Source organism: Neobacillus niacini, from assembly GCF_030817695.1.
Taxonomy (GTDB): domain Bacteria; phylum Bacillota; class Bacilli; order Bacillales; family Cytobacillaceae; genus Neobacillus; species Neobacillus niacini_F.
On the sequence record NZ_JAUSZQ010000005.1, the window covers coordinates 13451 to 29700 of the forward strand.

13 protein-coding genes and 5 pseudogenes are annotated in these 16250 nt (G+C 38.2%); 15 read left to right on the plus strand and 3 right to left on the minus strand.

Translation table 11 applies throughout. The features are described 5' to 3' along the window. Positions 1-13 precede the first annotated feature (13 nt). The 3 genes from QFZ28_RS27505 (at position 14) to QFZ28_RS27515 (ending at position 2430) form a co-directional block, all read left to right on the plus strand. Complete coding sequence (locus QFZ28_RS27505; protein ID WP_307197802.1) at positions 14-913, plus strand: carbon-nitrogen hydrolase family protein; 900 nt, start codon at positions 14-16, stop codon at positions 911-913. 69 nt (positions 914-982) lie between these two features. Further along, entirely contained in the window at positions 983-1525 is a 543-nt protein-coding gene (gene ssuE, locus QFZ28_RS27510; protein ID WP_307197803.1) for an NADPH-dependent FMN reductase, read from the plus strand. Between the two features lie 260 nt (positions 1526-1785). After that, positions 1786-2430 carry a sulfite exporter TauE/SafE family protein gene (locus QFZ28_RS27515; protein ID WP_307197804.1) on the plus strand — a complete coding sequence of 215 codons (645 nt, stop codon included), beginning with the start codon at positions 1786-1788 and terminating at the stop codon, positions 2428-2430. 123 nt (positions 2431-2553) lie between these two features. Here QFZ28_RS27515 and QFZ28_RS27520 read toward each other — a convergent pair whose 3' ends face one another. Beyond that, on the minus strand, positions 2554-4077 hold the full coding sequence (locus tag QFZ28_RS27520) for a PrpR N-terminal domain-containing protein (protein ID WP_307197805.1): 1524 nt from the start codon (positions 4075-4077) through the stop codon (positions 2554-2556). Between the two features lie 211 nt (positions 4078-4288). Between QFZ28_RS27520 and QFZ28_RS27525 the strand changes: the two genes are divergently transcribed. The 4 genes and pseudogenes from QFZ28_RS27525 to QFZ28_RS27540 form a co-directional block, all read left to right on the plus strand. Beyond that, positions 4289-4939 carry an isochorismatase family protein gene (locus QFZ28_RS27525; protein WP_307197806.1) on the plus strand — a complete coding sequence of 217 codons (651 nt, stop codon included), beginning with the start codon at positions 4289-4291 and terminating at the stop codon, positions 4937-4939. 45 nt (positions 4940-4984) lie between these two features. Beyond that, positions 4985-6019: a cytosine permease gene (locus QFZ28_RS27530; protein WP_307197807.1), complete on the plus strand. Its 1035-nt coding sequence runs from the start codon at positions 4985-4987 to the stop codon at positions 6017-6019. Next, positions 6006-6437 (plus strand): hypothetical protein, encoded by a 432-nt coding sequence (locus QFZ28_RS27535; protein ID WP_307197808.1) that lies wholly within the window; start codon positions 6006-6008, stop codon positions 6435-6437. Before QFZ28_RS27530 ends, QFZ28_RS27535 begins: the two co-directional genes overlap by 14 nt. Before the next feature lie 1276 nt (positions 6438-7713). Then, positions 7714-7917 (plus strand): annotated as a pseudogene (locus QFZ28_RS27540) (IS110 family transposase); the annotation flags it as partial. 2 nt (positions 7918-7919) lie between these two features. Here QFZ28_RS27540 and QFZ28_RS27545 read toward each other — a convergent pair. Further along, positions 7920-8639: pseudogene (locus QFZ28_RS27545) on the minus strand (LysR family transcriptional regulator); the annotation flags it as partial. 136 nt (positions 8640-8775) lie between these two features. On the opposite strand from QFZ28_RS27545, the gene QFZ28_RS27550 reads away from it, so the two are divergent. The 5 genes and pseudogenes from QFZ28_RS27550 to QFZ28_RS27570 all read left to right on the plus strand — a co-directional run bounded on the left by QFZ28_RS27550 (position 8776) and on the right by QFZ28_RS27570 (position 12755). Beyond that, a complete protein-coding gene (locus QFZ28_RS27550) occupies positions 8776-8973 on the plus strand; it encodes a hypothetical protein (RefSeq protein WP_307197809.1) in 198 nt (65 codons plus the stop codon). A 21-nt stretch (positions 8974-8994) separates the two neighbouring features. Next, on the plus strand, positions 8995-9975 hold the full coding sequence (locus QFZ28_RS27555) for an NADPH:quinone reductase (RefSeq protein WP_307197810.1): 981 nt from the start codon (positions 8995-8997) through the stop codon (positions 9973-9975). Positions 9976-10270: 295 nt separating this feature from the next. Then, positions 10271-11411: pseudogene (locus QFZ28_RS27560) on the plus strand (YibE/F family protein). Continuing rightward, positions 11408-12193, plus strand: a complete 786-nt coding sequence (locus QFZ28_RS27565) for a YibE/F family protein (RefSeq protein ID WP_307197811.1) — start codon at positions 11408-11410, stop codon at positions 12191-12193. Before QFZ28_RS27560 ends, QFZ28_RS27565 begins: the two are co-directional and overlap by 4 nt. A 43-nt stretch (positions 12194-12236) precedes the next feature. Then, complete coding sequence (locus QFZ28_RS27570) at positions 12237-12755, plus strand: YceI family protein (protein ID WP_307197825.1); 519 nt, start codon at positions 12237-12239, stop codon at positions 12753-12755. A 256-nt stretch (positions 12756-13011) separates the two neighbouring features. Here QFZ28_RS27570 and QFZ28_RS27575 read toward each other — a convergent pair. After that, positions 13012-13960 (minus strand): annotated as a pseudogene (locus QFZ28_RS27575) (DUF3231 family protein); the annotation flags it as partial. Positions 13961-14150: 190 nt separating this feature from the next. Here QFZ28_RS27575 and QFZ28_RS27580 point away from each other — a divergent pair. The 3 genes and pseudogenes from QFZ28_RS27580 (at position 14151) to QFZ28_RS27590 (ending at position 16246) form a co-directional block, all read left to right on the plus strand. Beyond that, entirely contained in the window at positions 14151-14345 is a 195-nt protein-coding gene (locus tag QFZ28_RS27580; protein ID WP_307197812.1) for a hypothetical protein, read from the plus strand. Positions 14346-14493: 148 nt separating this feature from the next. Further along, positions 14494-15501, plus strand: a pseudogene (locus tag QFZ28_RS27585) (aminotransferase-like domain-containing protein); the annotation flags it as partial. 223 nt (positions 15502-15724) lie between these two features. Further along, entirely contained in the window at positions 15725-16246 is a 522-nt protein-coding gene (locus QFZ28_RS27590) for a DUF6431 domain-containing protein (protein ID WP_307196943.1), read from the plus strand. Positions 16247-16250 lie beyond the last annotated feature (4 nt).

The window sequence follows — 16250 nt, forward strand, 5'->3', positions numbered from 1 at the left end:
TGGACGTCTGAAAGTGGAAAAAAAGATGAGAATTACCGGGGTTCAATTAGGAGCTTACCAGCAATCATACGAAAAAAATATGGAACAGATCCTATCATTTTCAAAGAAAATCATAGATTCAGAGAAACCAGACCTTCTAGTCTTATCTGAGTTAATGACGGCGCCTTATTTTGCTGCCGTCCCAACACCAGATGATAAATTCTTTGAGTATGCTGAATTTATGAACGGTCCTACTGTCGGAACGGTGAAAGAACTGGCTGCCAGAACGAAAACCCACATCGTTGGAACTTTTTTTGAAAAAGAACGAGTGAATGGTTCCATGCATTATTACAATACGGCCTTTGTTTGTTCTCCGACCAGAGGGGTAATTGGGCGCTACAGAAAAGTGCATATACCAAAGGTAGCTGTAGAAAGTATGAAAACGGATGAAAAGTATTATTTCGAAGGGGGGACAGAGTTTCCTGTCTTCACATTAGATAATGGGTTCAGACTGGGAATACTCATTTGTTTCGATCGATCTTTCCCTGAAGCATGGAAGGCCTTAACCCTTCAAAGAGTCGATTTGATCGTGGTACCAACCGCTACCTACGGATTTCGAAAGGATTTATATGTCGAGGAATTGAGAGTAAGAGCATTAGAAAATAATATTTACGTCATGGGTGTCAATAAAGCTGGTTTCGAACAGCTTCCAGAAGAACTTATCCCAAGAACTCATTTCGGCCAAAGCTGCCTGATTGACCCGTTTGGGGAGAAAATCGCAGTCACAGGTGAGCAGGAATGGACGTATGTAACGGGTGAAATCAATTCTGCTGAAATTGAAAAATCTAAACAAAGAGTGAACTTTTTGAGAGAGAGAAAGCAGGAGGTCTATCAAAAATATATTCCTAATGTGAATGTTTTTGCAAAAAATTGAGATTTAAAAAGTGACTCCAAGTGTTAGTTTTACACCCCTTGGAGTCCGTAAAAAAGGGAGAGATGGATAATGGGAAAAATCGTAATCATTTCAGGAAATCCTTCAAAATCGTCAAGATTAAAAGGGGTCCTCGAGTTTGCTGCTTCAAGCATGGAAAAAGAGGGGTTCTCTGTCAGTAAATTGGAAGTGGTAGATTTGCCAGCGGAAGACTTGCTTCATGCCAAGTTTGACAGTCCGGCGGTGAAAGCAGCAAATGCATTAGTAGAACAGGCTGATGCTTTGATTATTGCGACACCGGTTTATAAGGCCAGCTATACTGGAATATTAAAAGTGTTCCTGGATTTAATCCCGCAAAAGGGCCTTGAAAATAAGAAGATTTTGCCGATTGCCATGGGAGGAACAACGGCTCATCTATTAATGCTTGAATATGCACTAAAACCGGTATTATCCGTTTTGGGCGCAACACACATCGAACAAGGAATCTTTGTTCAAGATGGTCAAGTCAAGCGAAATGAAAATGGCACATTCGAGATCGCAGAAGAGGTTACGAGCCGATTAACAGCTTCTCTTACTACTTTTATGGGTTCAATCTCAAAAAAAGTAATGGTATAGTTGCGGATAATCAAAATGAGTAGCGGATAGCCGAAATTAGTAGCGGATAACCAAAATTAGTTGAACGCAAGTTTAGTAGGAAGAAGGCCTCGGGAAGTGTGTTTACTGACCGAGGACGCCTTCTTCCTTTTCTTTCAGACATACACTCTATGAAAAGGTTACGATAACCATGACAATTTTCTTTACGATGCTTAGTTTGGGGTTAATCCTGGGGTTTGCTGGCGGTGGCGGCTCCGGATTTGTGTTAGCATTATTGATTAGTGTTTTTTAATATTCCGATCCACACGGCACTTGGAACCTCGACAACGTCTATGGTTTTTACCGTTCTTTCCGGAACAGCAAGCCATTTGAGGGAAGGGAACATGGTAATCAAAACAGGGTTGATCATCGGGGGATTTGGAGCAATTGGGTCATACACGGGAACATTGGTCACGGGATTACTGCCAGAGAATCTGCTTATCTGGATTTCTGCCAGTCTATTATTTTTATCCTCCTTTTTAATATGGGTCCGCACGCGTGTCGTAAAACAGGAAACTTCCGATCAAAAAGTCAAACTCTTTTGGATCATAGCTCCTGCCATTGGGCTCATCACCGGCTTTTTATCCGGATGCTTTGGAATCGGCTCGACACCGTTAATTCAGTTAGGATTACTGATCTTCCTAAATATGACATTGCTACAAGCGGCTGCGACCAGCATGCTCATTTTAATCCCTGTTTCACTTTTTGGAGCCATCGGATTTTACCAGGCTGGATTTATCGACTGGTTTCTATTGGTCCAAATTGTGGCGGGAACGATGACAGGGTCTTATATCGGTGCAAAATTCACGAAACGTGCATCCGTCTTAATTCTTAGAACCGCGATGATTCTTCTACCCGTATTTGGGGGTTTATTGCTGCTTTGGTAGAAAATAATTGGGTGTAAGATGGCAAAAACCAAGTAATGAAGCGCTTTCGTTTAGGGGGAAATAAAGCTGTGGTGTATCTTTTACCACAGTTTTATTTATGTTCTCGAGTCTTTTAGGAGAGGATTAAACAATTTGAGAAGCAGGCTCCAAATGTTTTTGAGCACCAGAAACATTCTCAATGGCTTTACTCATCTCTAACATTCGTAATTCAAGTGATAGAGAAAATCGTTTTTCAGGATCTGTCAATAAGCCAACTAAACTCTCAATTCTTTGCATTAAACCGTAGACGGTTTGGCGAGAAGTGCCTAAATGATTCGCAACAGCTGTAATCGATAAACCATGATCCAGGAGCAATCTCAGTGTATAAAGTAATTTATCTGTATTCCGATGCCCAAATAGCGGAATCAGTAAATTTGGCTCCAGCCCGCCCGATTGCTGTATAATCTGAAAGATAATCGATAATGGTGTAGATGGTTCCAGGACACATATAGGGTCAGAAACCGCACCCATCTTAGCTAATTCCAGTGCCACTTTGGCTTCGTAGATTTTCTTAGATAGTGTCTCTTCGCTTGAAAATACCTCTTTCGTAAGAGAAGGGAAACTGATACCCCCATAAAAAGCTTCAGATCTACTATTCCTTACACTTTTTTGCATCTTGTTCAAAAATTCACTTGTCCTTTCGTACTTTGTTAAAAGAACAACACGGCATTCACCTTCCTTTAAGACATAAAAAGCACGGGCTTCTTCTGTTTGTTCAAATTTCTCCAACAAAGGAATGATGGAATTTTTGACCTCCTTACAAAGAAAAGCTCCCAAAGAAATAAACGGATATTCATCGTTAACAAATGTGTTGACATTTCCTATAGACATTTCTCTTGTAAAAAAAGTAGAAATTCGTCGATTAAATAGAAACTTCTCTAAAATATCCATGTTCTTCATCGTCTCGGATATATTTCTTTTTGGTAGGAGATGAGGTAGTAAGGATCTGGAGTTGGCCGTATGAGATTCAACATCATATGTTATCGGATGCTTCATAAATTCCATCGACCATTTTTGGGCTGTCCTGGCAATATCGAGACGTGCAGTTTCTAAACGGTCTACATGTTCAATTATTTTCATAATCGAGTCTTTAGAATGGATTAAGACAGAGGGAAGCTGAAACTGTTCAGAAAGAGCACAAATCAAGCCCGCACCGATGATCACTTCAATTCCGGATTCCTTCAATGACTGAATGAGGGAAGAAGCCTCTTCTGTTGATGAATAAGTAAAGAAGCTGCATTCGCAATCAAGGTCTTTTACGACATCCTGACAATCTCCCAATTCATCTCCATAATCAATAACGGCGATTCTTTTTCCATATTGGCAAGCCTGCAGAGCTGCTTGCAACAAATCAAATCTTGTAACAGGGATCGGAATAATCGGGACATTCGGGCTGTAATCACTTCGATGCAGCATACCCCAATGAGCGCCGCCGGTGATGATGATGTTTGGCCTGATCGTTTCGAGATGACGATCCAAAAACTCAATCACTGCGCCAAAACCAACATCCTTAATCATTACCTCCGGGGGTTGTTCCATTCCGGATAATACCTGTTGCACCACTTGAGTCAATTTGGGATGGCTAAGAATTAGGACTTTAGAGTTCATTTTATTCTCCCCTTTCAAGAAAAGCTGATCATTAGGAAGTTGTTTATTTTGTGAAAATTCTAACATATCCAAAATGCAGTGACAAACACTGTGATAGGTAACCTTACATGGCAATTTGTAAAAACAGTTTTAACATACTGACAACTGTTGCGTTCGGGACAGAAAAAATACAATCAAGTTGTACGATAGAAGAACTTTAGGAGGGGTCGATTTGATACATGAGCGTTCAGAGATTTATAAAAATGCAGGATATGGGCAAAGAGAAGTAGGTTTTGGACAGTCCCCGGCGCTATTATTGGTGGATTTTCAAAATGCGTTTATTGGAGAGAAGTTTATTACCGGCAGAAGTCCCTTGATTAAACAAGCCGCAGAACATACGGCAGATCTGTTGAAGCTGGCTCGTGCTCACAACATTCCGGTCATCTACACAGTTGTAGCGTACAGGAATGATCAATGGGACATTGGAAATTGGAAAACCGATATCGGGTGGATTACGCTGGGGTCTGAAGCGGCGGAGGTTACACCCATCCTGGTACCAAAAGAGGATGAACCTGTCGTAATCAAGAAATATCCTTCCGCCTTTTTTGGCACCGAAGTATTGTCATTGCTGACGACCAAACATGTAGATACGTTGATTGTCACAGGTTGTACGACAAGTGGATGTATCCGGGCAACGGTCATTGATTCCTTCTCATATGGGTTTAAAACAATCATTCCGGAAGAATGTGTCGGCGATCAATCGCAACAACAACATGATTCCAACTTATTTGATGTGAATGCCAGATATGCGGATGTCGTTTCAAAAATGAAAGTAGAGGAGTATTTGAAGTCGTTAAAGGTGAATCAGGCAGTAATGAAGTAGAAATCCTGGGAAAAAAGACGGACGATTAAAAGGGAGGAAGAAGAGATGGGTAAATTGAAAGATTGGTGGACTTTTAACCCTGAGGAAGAAGCAAAATCAAATGATTCTGTTCATAAGCCATTAACATTTGATAAAAGGCGTAACGCTCTCCCTTTATTGATTCTCGGATTCACGTGGGGATTCTTAGTTACCGGCTTATTAATTGGTGGAACCATTGGCCCTTACATGCCTTTTTACAGCGGTACCGTTCCTGCAACCATCATAGGCTGTCTCGTTTTATTCTTGATAGCCGTGTTAACAGGAATGGTAGGGTACAAATTGGGTGGAACGAATGACATGGCTTTCCAATTTGCCTATGGAAAAAAAGGCCGGCGAATGCCGGCTATCTTCTTACTGGTTGTCATTATGGGTTTTCAAGGGATTGTCGTAGGTGGTACGGCCAGTTTTTGGCTAAAGGGAACGGACCATCCTGCGTTTTTCTGGGTAGCACTATTCTTCGGACTTCTCTTTACTTATACCTGTTATGTTGGAATTAATCTGATCGAAAAAATATCCAACCCAGCCATGGTCTTATTAATTTTCATCAGTGTTTACGCCATCTTTTACAATATTAGTAAGGTGGGGGGCTGGAGTGCTTTTAATTCCAAAACCATCGAGATGGCTGCCAATGTGGATGGCGGACCGATGTCGATGGCGACCGCGATCAATTTGGTCATTGGTTCTTGGATAGCCGGAGCCGTGTTAACATCAGACTTTACTCGATTTGCCAGAAATAAATGGGTGGCCATTGGAATGTTAGCGATTTGTTTCTTCTTTACCCAGGTGCTATTAATTGGAATGGGTTCAATTGGAGCAGTCATCAGTGGTTCCTATGATTTCACTCAATATTTATTTGGTATATCGCCAGTTATGGGAATTATCGCTTTAATCGCAATGACACTCGCCATGTGGACATCATCCAACACCAATTTATATTTACCTTCCACTCAAGTGGCAGCAATTTTTAAACGGCCATTCAAAGTAGCGGTAGTCATTTGTGGACTGATTGGTACCATGTTAGGTGCTTTTGGGATTCTTTGAACAATTCTCTTTGTTTATTGGGGGGATAGCCGCCGTTATTCCGCCATTAGCAGGACCCATGATTGCTGACTTCTGGATTGTTCACCGTACAAAATATGAGGTGAAATATCTTGATCAATTACCGGAGATCAATATCACTTCCGTGATCGCGGCGGCAGCTGGAATCATCGCTACTCTTATGTGTACTGGATTGCCGACTTTAGGATGGCAACCAGTTGCTTTGCTCGCGCAGCCTTGGATTGTTCCTTCTATATTGGGTGTCATTGTATCGATGGTTATTTATCTCGTCTCATTTTATGTTTTCAAAGCACTTGGCATCCATTCAGGTTATTCCAAAGCAATTGAAAATGAAGGGAAAAATCAAGAACCGGCTTTAACAGGTGATGAAGAAGATAACATCGCAAGAGTGAATATTTAATTTCAACCCCCCGCTGGATCTAGCGGGGGTTATTTTTGCTGATTGTATGCGAATCTAGGTATGGCTTGCAAGGTCTTCAGATACTCCTTGGTGAGACCATTGCTGATGTGTTAAAGCTGCAAGGTATTAAAATTTTGGTGTTTTTTATTAATGAAAGCGCATACATTGTTACTATACAATGGAGGTGAGGCCTTGAAGGTATATTTATGGTAAGGATTATATCAAATATTTAAACGATGAAAGTACGGGCCTGTTAACGTATGACCAATGGAAAAATAAAAACAGTCCACAGGGCGCAGGTAAACGAAATTCAAACGAAAGGGTCGAAACAACTAGGTATACTGAGGGAAACTATTCTCCAAGCGTTTTTAATAAAAATAAATAATTTGATTGTATGCCGTGGCGGAGCACCTGTGATATTTTGGCAAATCCATAAAGGAAATACAAAATAAGAAGAAATGACTTCACAAATCCAGTGCTATTCGACTAAGAGAGAACCCTTCAGGGCGTTACCCCATCATTTGATTCTTCGATATAATCCTTCAGTTCCGACAGGAACTGTCTAGCCTTTACAGAGAAATGTGACCATCCTCCATTTAAGCTAGAAACATTTCGCACAACTAAACTCCCCCGTTAATATCACAAACAAAAAGATCGCCGCAGCGATCTCCATCTTTATTAACTATTGCACCCTTTACTTTAAGTGAATTAGTTCACAATCTTTTATGCTCATTTGAATTTTTTTTACTTTCAATAATGTATTGAATCCCATACAACAAAGGAGCTTTGTAAAAGAAATACAGAAAAAAAAGAAAATTATTTAATCGAACTAATTTAGCTACTTTTAACTTTTCCAGTAACTTCACTAAAATAAATGCAAAAAAAGCATTAACAGTGGCATTAAGTAAAATAAACTGTTTAAAATTTCCATATGTCCATTTTAATATCTACATAGACCCTACCAAAAACGGACCAATATTAAAAGGAAATTCGTTAAATAAATGAGTTCTAAAGATAATATACGACTTCGTATTATGAGGTTAACCAGTTTTTACTGGTTGACCTTTTTTTAATAGATTCTATTATATCAGTAGCCAGGGTAGGACGTACGGGTGCGTGGGACAATGATCCCGTCAACTAAACTGTCCGCCGCCTACTTGTAGAAACATGTTTGAGGCTGGTTGGGACGCAGATCTCGTATAACAAGCGAAGCTATGATACTTCAAGGTGGAATAGGGGTTACTGGTGAATAATTTGTGAGAGGAAGAGATAAAAAATGAATCCAGTAGTTGGTCTGGAGTTTTCAAAAGGGGAAAGTCAGGTTCAAGCATTTTTAGATAAAGGAAAGCCATATGGAAAAAGTTTCACTGTATCGCATACTATTGAGGAATTGACTACACTACTTCACTTTTTGGAAGGGATGGAAAAGGAGGCTAAGGTTAGGCCAACAGTAATACTAGAATCCACAGGACATTACCACACAACACCCAAGCCTGCAGATACTAACCCTTTTAATGCGTCAATATCTTTCCCCTCGAATGCTATATTTGGTGAAAAACCCACTTCGTTACAGGCTTGAACCACTTGTTCACGAAATACGAACCCTTCAGGAAGAACGCAAAAGGGGTCATTCATTAAATCCCGTAATTGAATCGCTGGCCGGTCCGATAAGGGGTGATGAAGAGGTATGAGGGCAACGATATTCTCTGTGAAAAGAATATCCCCTTTAATCTTTTTGTCTTTTTCCAGATTAGGCATCGGGGCAATCATTGCCAAATTAAATTGGCCATTTACAACACCATCGATTAATTTGTAATAAAGGGCATTGCTCATTTGAAACTTTGCTTCTGGGAAACGAGTTCGAAAAGAATAAATGATGTGTGGCAATGTATGAGCTGCCATGCTAATCGGAAAGGCAATGCGAACGGTTCGTTTTTCTGGATTTAAGTATTCTCTAATTTCTCGCTTAGAATCCTCCATCAAATACCACACTTGTTTAATCCGTTCATAAAAAATTTTGCCAAGAGGGGTTAATTTTACGCTCCGTCCCTCACGAATAAAAAGTTCTACACCTAATTCCTTTTCTAAGTTGGCAATTTGTCTGCTAATGGCAGATTGGGCAATATGTAACGCATCTGCTGCCTCCGTTACATGCTCCCTTTTTGCTACTTCTAGGAAGTATTGAATTTGTCTCGTCTCCATTTTTACCACTCCACCTTCGTGCGTTTCATGCATTAATTTCATCATAAATTTCTGAACAATTAATTATTAAATTATAAATTGTAATCATATATTAGAAAAGGAATTCTGGGAAATAAATAATGTTTTATAATCTATCATGAGAGGAACTGCAGTCTTCCACAATGAGAAGAAGCGTGGGCAAGTACTGTATATTTTTGACACGATAGCAAACGCTGCCGGACGAAAACAGTTGCCGTCTATTAACAACGTTCCTGAAATAAAATACTTCCCGAGTATACAGAATGAGATGATTCACTTGCAAAAATCTCTTCAAATGAATACTTTCGATATATAATTAGAGGAGGAGGTTGGTAATATGAAAGCCATTCAAGTCACACAATTTGGTGGACCTGAGAAATTAGTCTATACAGATGTGAAGGATGTAGTAGCAGGAAAGGGAGAAGTTTGTGTTCGGTTATATGCAGCGGGTGTGAATCCGAGTGATACTTACACTTTAACAGGTACATATGCGTTTGGTATTCCACAGTTGCCATATACCCCAGGCTTAGACGGTGCAGGGATTGTGGAGGCGGCTGGTGATGAAGTCACAAATGTTCGTGTTGGTGATCGTGTATTTATAGCGTCCTCCATGCGAAGTAATAGTACAGGAACATTTGCACAAAAAGTAGTATGTGATGCGGCTTTGGTTCATCCACTACCAGAGCATATATCTTTTGAGCAAGGTGCGTCATTAGGGGTACCTGCATTAACTGCATATCGTGCTCTCTTTCAACGTGCCAGTCTAAAGCCTGGACAAACCGTGTTAATACATGGCGCTAGTGGCGGCGTTGGTTTACAGGTAGTGCAAATGGCAAAATCTCACGGTGCGAAAGTGATTGGAACAGCAAGTAAGCCAGAGGGAAAAAAAATGGTTCAGGAAGCTGGTGCAGACTTTGTCATGGATCATGTGACCGAGACAACGATTGAAGATGTGTTAGGCTTAACAAATGGCAATGGACCTGATGTGATTATTGAGTTTTTAGCAAATAAGAATTTAGAAACAGATTTAAAGCTGATTGCACCATACGGTAAAATTGTTATTATTGGAAATCGTGGTTCAGTACAAATAAATCCACGTCTTGCCATGCAAAAGGAATGTGATATTTTAGCGACAGCTCTTTGGAACGCACCAAAGGATGAATATGAACAAAGCATTCATGGTGTTATAGGCATGTTAACTAGTGGTGCACTTCGTCCGATTATTGGTACAACGTTGCCGCTCCAGCAAGCGTCGCAGGGATTTGAACAGCTAGAAAAGGGTATAGGAAAGGGTAAACTTGTTTTAAGCATTGACTAATGTTTCTATAGGACCATCTATTATATACCAAACAGCTACCAAAAAACGCTAAAACGAATGTTTTAGCGTTTTTTTGTGGGATAGTAGAAAGGAAGGAAAATTCCCAATAAACCTCCGACCACAATAACGGCAAATATCCATAGTACTGTTTGTGAAAAGTGGGTGGAGTTTACTTGACGGTTCAAAATCATTCTTGATATTCTTAGTCCATTGTAAACGCGATGTATTGCTACTAATACTTTTTTTGTTAAAAATTTGTATACTGGATTCTATCCCAAAAGTTGGAGGTTTTTTTTTGAAGGTTATAGTCAATCTATTTAAGAAAATGACTTACAAACAAATAGTTTGGTACTCGATCATCTTACTTTTTTTTGTCTCCTCCGTTTTTTTTGTCTATCACAATCATTCATTTTACGAAAGACCATTAGTTGAGGTCATTGAAATAGAGTTGGCCGATTCTACAGAAATGATTGATATGCATGAAAATAAAGACCGTCTTTACATTCAACAGATTGTAGCCGAAATAAAAAATGGTGACCACAAAGGACAGCATATCCATTTAACAAATGAGTATTCCATATCGGGAGCGTATGATCAAGAATATCATGTTGGAAATGAATTGTTTGTTTCGATTGATACGAAAAAAAAAGGAAGATACAGATTTAATTGGAAGCATAACTGAAGTAAAGCGCGATAAATACATATTGCTGGTAGCATGGGTGTTTATTTTTACTCTCCTTTTTGTCGGAAAAAAGCAAGGGTTGTTTTCTATTATCAGCTTGGCTGTCAATGCCGTTTTGTTATCCTATGCATTGGATGTTTATTTAAAAACAACAGGCATCAGTTTGTTATGGATATGCAGTATAAGTGTAATATTATTTACGGTCATTTCTTTATTGCTCGTTAACGGATTTAATGAAAAAACATATGCTGCAATTGTTGCAACATTATTGGGAACTTTTATCTCGCTGTTCATAACCTATCTTGTAATGTGGTTAACGGCCGAAAAAGGACTTCGATATGAGGAAATGCAATTTTTAACTCGTCCTTATAAAGAAGTGTTTATGGCAGGGTTATTTATCGGATCGTTAGGAGCCGTAATGGATGTGGCCATTACCATGTCTTCTTCTATCTTTGGGTTGTATGAGAAGGATCACAACATTCCAATTAAAGCACTTAAAACTTCAGGAATGGAGATTGGAAAAGATATAATGGGAACCATGACGAATATTTTGTTTTTTGCCTATATCAGTGGCTCCATTCCAATGCTTATTTTGTATTTTAAGAATAATTCCCCATTGATATTCACTCTTTCCATGAATCTATCTTTGGAAATGGCTCGGGCCCTGGCAGGCGGTATAGGAATCGTCATTACAATCCCGATAGGGCTATATACTACCATTTTTTTCGTTAATCGAAAGAGGGCTAGAGTATGAATGTATTATTGTGGCTGGCAGCCATTTTATTAATCCTGATGATTCTTATTGGCGGTAATAAAGGGAAACGGTCATTTATTGCTATATTCCTAAACTTTGGAGTAATCTTTTTTACTATCTTTATTATGACTATTCCCAAAGCGGATCCAATTATCTTAACATTGATCGCCTCAACCGTAATCAGCTGCATTAATCTCTTTTATATTAATGAAGTGAATAACAAAACCATAACAGCCTTCATTTCAACTATTATTACAGTTGTTATACTGCTCTTTTTTATTCTGATTGTGACAGAAAGTGCTATGATTCAAGGATTTGGCGCAGAAGAAATAGAGGAACTTTCATTCTTTTCCCTTTATATTGGGGTAGATTTTGTGAAAATAGCTGCTTCTGTCATTATTATGAGCACCATTGGTGCAATTACTGATACAGCCATAGCCATTTCATCTCCTATGCGGGAGATGTTTCACCATCATCCATCCATAAGCAGAAAAGAATTATTTGCTTTTGGAATTAGTATTGGAAAAGACATTTTAGGAACAAGTACGAATACGTTATTTTTTGCTTTCTTTGGAGGCTATTTGGCCCTGCTTATTTGGTTTAAAGATTTATCTTATACTCTTGAAGAAATCGTAAATTCAAAAATCTTTAGTGCTGAACTAATCACCATTTTTTGTGCGGGAATAGGTGTCGCTCTCATTATTCCGATTACTGCCTGGATCAATGCTTATTTTTTAATTAAAGCAAGAGTAAAGAACAAGATCATTAATAAAGATACATAACCATGCCTAAGTACCCTTCACAGCGATCAAGGAAGCAACAACCATACAGGAAACCTCCTCACACTCAAGCATAGGATTTGAAGTAAAACACATGATGGTGTCAAAAGTAAAAGGACAATTTGAATCTTATACAGCCGAAGTAGAAGCAGCAGATTTAACAGATTTAACTTCAGCTTCTATTGCATTCACAATGGATGTTGCAAGCATCAATACACGCAGCGAAGATCGTGATAACCATCTACGATCTGCAGATTTCTTTGATGTTGAGAATAACCCAACGATTACATTTACATCAACTAGCATTACAAAAAATGGAGATGAGTATAGCGTAACTGGTGATTTAACCATTAAAAATGTAACGAAACCAGTAACGTTTTCCGTTGAATTTAATGGAAAAGGTACAAATCCTTGGGGCGTAGAAGTTTACGGTTTTGAAGCAGAAGCTAAAATTAACCGTGAAGAATTCGGTCTTACTTGGAACGCAGCTCTTGAAACAGGCGGTGTACTTGTAGGGAAAGACATCAAAATTAAAGTGGAATTAGAAGTTAACCCTGCAGCATAATTTTTTTCTAAGGGACCGGGCGATTTTTGCCCGGTTTTTCTTATTTCCTCCCTCTATAAATGTTCATTTTATTACGCGGTTCAATTTGATTAGTTATTATCATTATTAAAATCCGAAGAATTTAGCATAGCACTTTGTTATTGAGCAGATATTGGGATAAATTTATTGAGGATAAGGTTTAACTATAAGACGGTTTAGTTTAAATTTTTTTTATAAACAGAAATGCCCATTCTTATGTAGATGGACACTATAGTTATTATTTTTGTTGTGCGATTTCTTTTCTATTTGGAGCAAGAGGCGGTTGTTCTAACCATTTATATTGTACCATCAAATCAAACCATTTTTTTTTTAGCATAAGATTTTTTAAGATAGTACCCTCATAAGCTGTCACAAGATCCGTTCTCATGGATGAGGTAAGGCCTGCTCCATGATAGTTTTGTGCCGCTTGAAATAAGAATCCGATATGATACAACATTAACTTTTCCGAAAAAGGAGAATCAGTAGAAGTTGTAACTTCTGTTTCCCATGATTTCGGAACGGGTAAATTATCCGCTTGCATAATTTTTGAAAAAGCTTTTATTTGTTGGTCAGCCGTTTTCTCTGAGTCAGTTAAAAACTTTCTTACTTCTTTTGTTTGAGCGACTTGACTAAATGCGATAGATAGAGTTTTAGCCATAACGCTCTTTTTAAGGTTCAAAGAAATACTAATGATTTCAGTCGCTGCTAATTTTCGACCCTTTCCGAAAAATCCGTCTGTGAAATCTTGGCTTGAAATAAATTGAGGGTTTTGAGCTGGATAAAATAATGGGTCTCTCTGAAAATTTCCTTTCTCAAGCAATAACTCAATGGTTTGATTGTACATTTTTTTTTGCATCGTTATCGCAAGAATCGTAAAACTCTCTTAAATCTTTTCTAACCGATACAGCTAATGAAGTGCTGTGTCCCAGCAAACCATGTAATGTCATGATATGTAAATAATTCAGGCAAAAAATATCCGTGAACAATCTTGGTTTGCCTGTAAAGAGGTCAGATTCAGTAAATCCAATTGGAATGGGAAATCCCTCGTTCTCCATAAAATATACGATTTGTCTCTTTTGTTTTTCAAATGTATTAATAGCTTCCTCAAAAGTGGCTTTAATTGCCTCGTCTTCAATAATAGAAACCATATATCGATTTACTACATCTGTCATGGTGCATTTATTATAAGGAAAAGAGAAAGTGGTTGGTTAAAATTATTGATAAGTGGATGGTTATTTTTAGGTATATATTTATTATAATAGATTTATTTAGAAAATTGATGTCCTTACAGGATGATCTACTATTGAAGCGCTATCCGCGATCGTTAGCGATAACTTTTTCTACATAGGTTAAGAAAATTCTTCTAAGAGGTGTTACATGAGTATTATGTATGTTTTGGTCATTATTATTTTATTAATAGCAATTGTTTCAACACTACTAATCACAGGAAAAAGTGATGAAAATTATAGCAGCTCTACAAAAAAAAATACCACAAATTTAACGTTAATTTATGTTGTGATTATTACCTTATCTTTAATTTCTCTAGGATTGTATATTAGATTTTTTGCATAAATAGTATATTTTGTTACCTATTGACTTAATAAATCAATAGGTTATTTTTTATGGACTTTTTTGAAGAAAATAACTCAAGAGTAAAATTAATGAAATAGAAAAATAATATGAAGTATGAATAAAAATAAAATCATAAGGACTGTACTCAATGGACTGGAAACCAGATCGTAAAGCTAAAAAAGCTATCTATAAACAGCTTGCTGAATATATTGAAAATGGAATTGCAAATGGTACATTTCCGCCTGATAAACCATTACCATCAGAAAGATACTTAGCTAAGGAACTTAACGTAAACAGAAGTACAGTGGTTTCCGCCTATGATGAGTTAGAATCTAATGGACTGATTCAACGAAATAGGGGAAGTGGGACAACCGTAAGCAAGGATATCTGGGGGATTACGAAGAAACGTATTCCGAGCTGGAACAGGTACATTGAGGCAGGATCATTTTTACCAAATTTACCTGTTACCCAAAGAATCCGAAAAGAGGCAGTCGAACATAAACTCATTAATTTAGCCAGTGGAGAACTATCCGAAGACCTTTTTCCCTTAGATTCTTTAAGACAGATAACGGCTTCTAGATCGTTTATCGGAAGCTTAGGATATGACCATCCACAAGGTAACCTTATTCTTAGGGAGACTATTACCAAGCATGTAAAGGAATTTCGGAGAATTGAATCCGATCCTTCTTCGATATTAATTACATCTGGCGCGCAGCAGGCCTTGCACCTAGTGGTACAGTGTCTATTAAAGCCTGGAGATGCCGTTGCTTTAGAGGACCCTTCCTATAATTATAATCTTCCGATTTTTAAATCAGCCGGAATAAAACCATATTTTCTTCCAGTTGATAAGGATGGAATCAACCCAGATGAATTAATAACTTTACATAAAAAGCATCGAATTAAAATGATATTCTTAAACCCTTCATTTCAAAATCCTACAGGGACCTTACTTCACCAAAGACAGAGGAAAGCGATCTTAGAAATATCCTCTGAACATGGGATACCAGTCGTGGAAGACGATCCATATAGTCTAACTTCTTTTACGGGGGAAGAGGTTACAACATTAAAATCCATGGATATTCATGGCAACGTCTTATATATTAGCTCTTTATCAAAAATTGTTGCTTCTGGGTTAAGGATTGGCTGGATTATCGGACTGTTATTGCCCTCTCCAAATGACCTAAAGTTGACGGTATTGCCTGTCCAGAATTTGACGATTATAATGTCAGTATATAATTCGAAACATTTCGACATTTATAATTATGGAGAAAGGAAAAGACGCCTCCCATAATGTATATCTGCGCCAACAGATATACGGGAGACGTCCTCTAAAAGAAACTATATGATTATTGTATCAGATTATAAATTAATTGAAAACAATGGAGTTTTTTGTTAGGGGTGCAGGGTTGATTCCTTCTCCCTGTTGCGGGAAAAGTATGAGCGTTATTGGTACTAGAGATAGAAAATCTAGAGAAAGGTCTGGAGAGACAAAATTATATAATATTCGGCGAATGCGTTGTGATCAATGTGGCCGGATTCATCATGAATTACCAGATTTCTTAGTTCCATATAAGAGGTATGAGGCTGAATGCATTGAGTCGGTTCTTACGAACCCTTCTACACATGATGTTCCAGCCGATGAGTCTACACTATTTCGTTGGTTTGAATGGTTTAATCATTTCGTGGATTATTGGGCTAATTGCCTCATATCTATTGTGCTTCGAACGAAACAGGTAAAGGTCCCTTTGAATTTGACGTCCGCAAATTCAGAGACTGCACTTCATAGAATAGGACGACTGGTGGGGAATGCCCCGAGATGGCTAGAAAGAATTGTCCGTCCAATAGTGAATATTAATTTGTGGCTACATACCCGTTCTGCATTCTTGTCCGCAGATAGCTGATTTA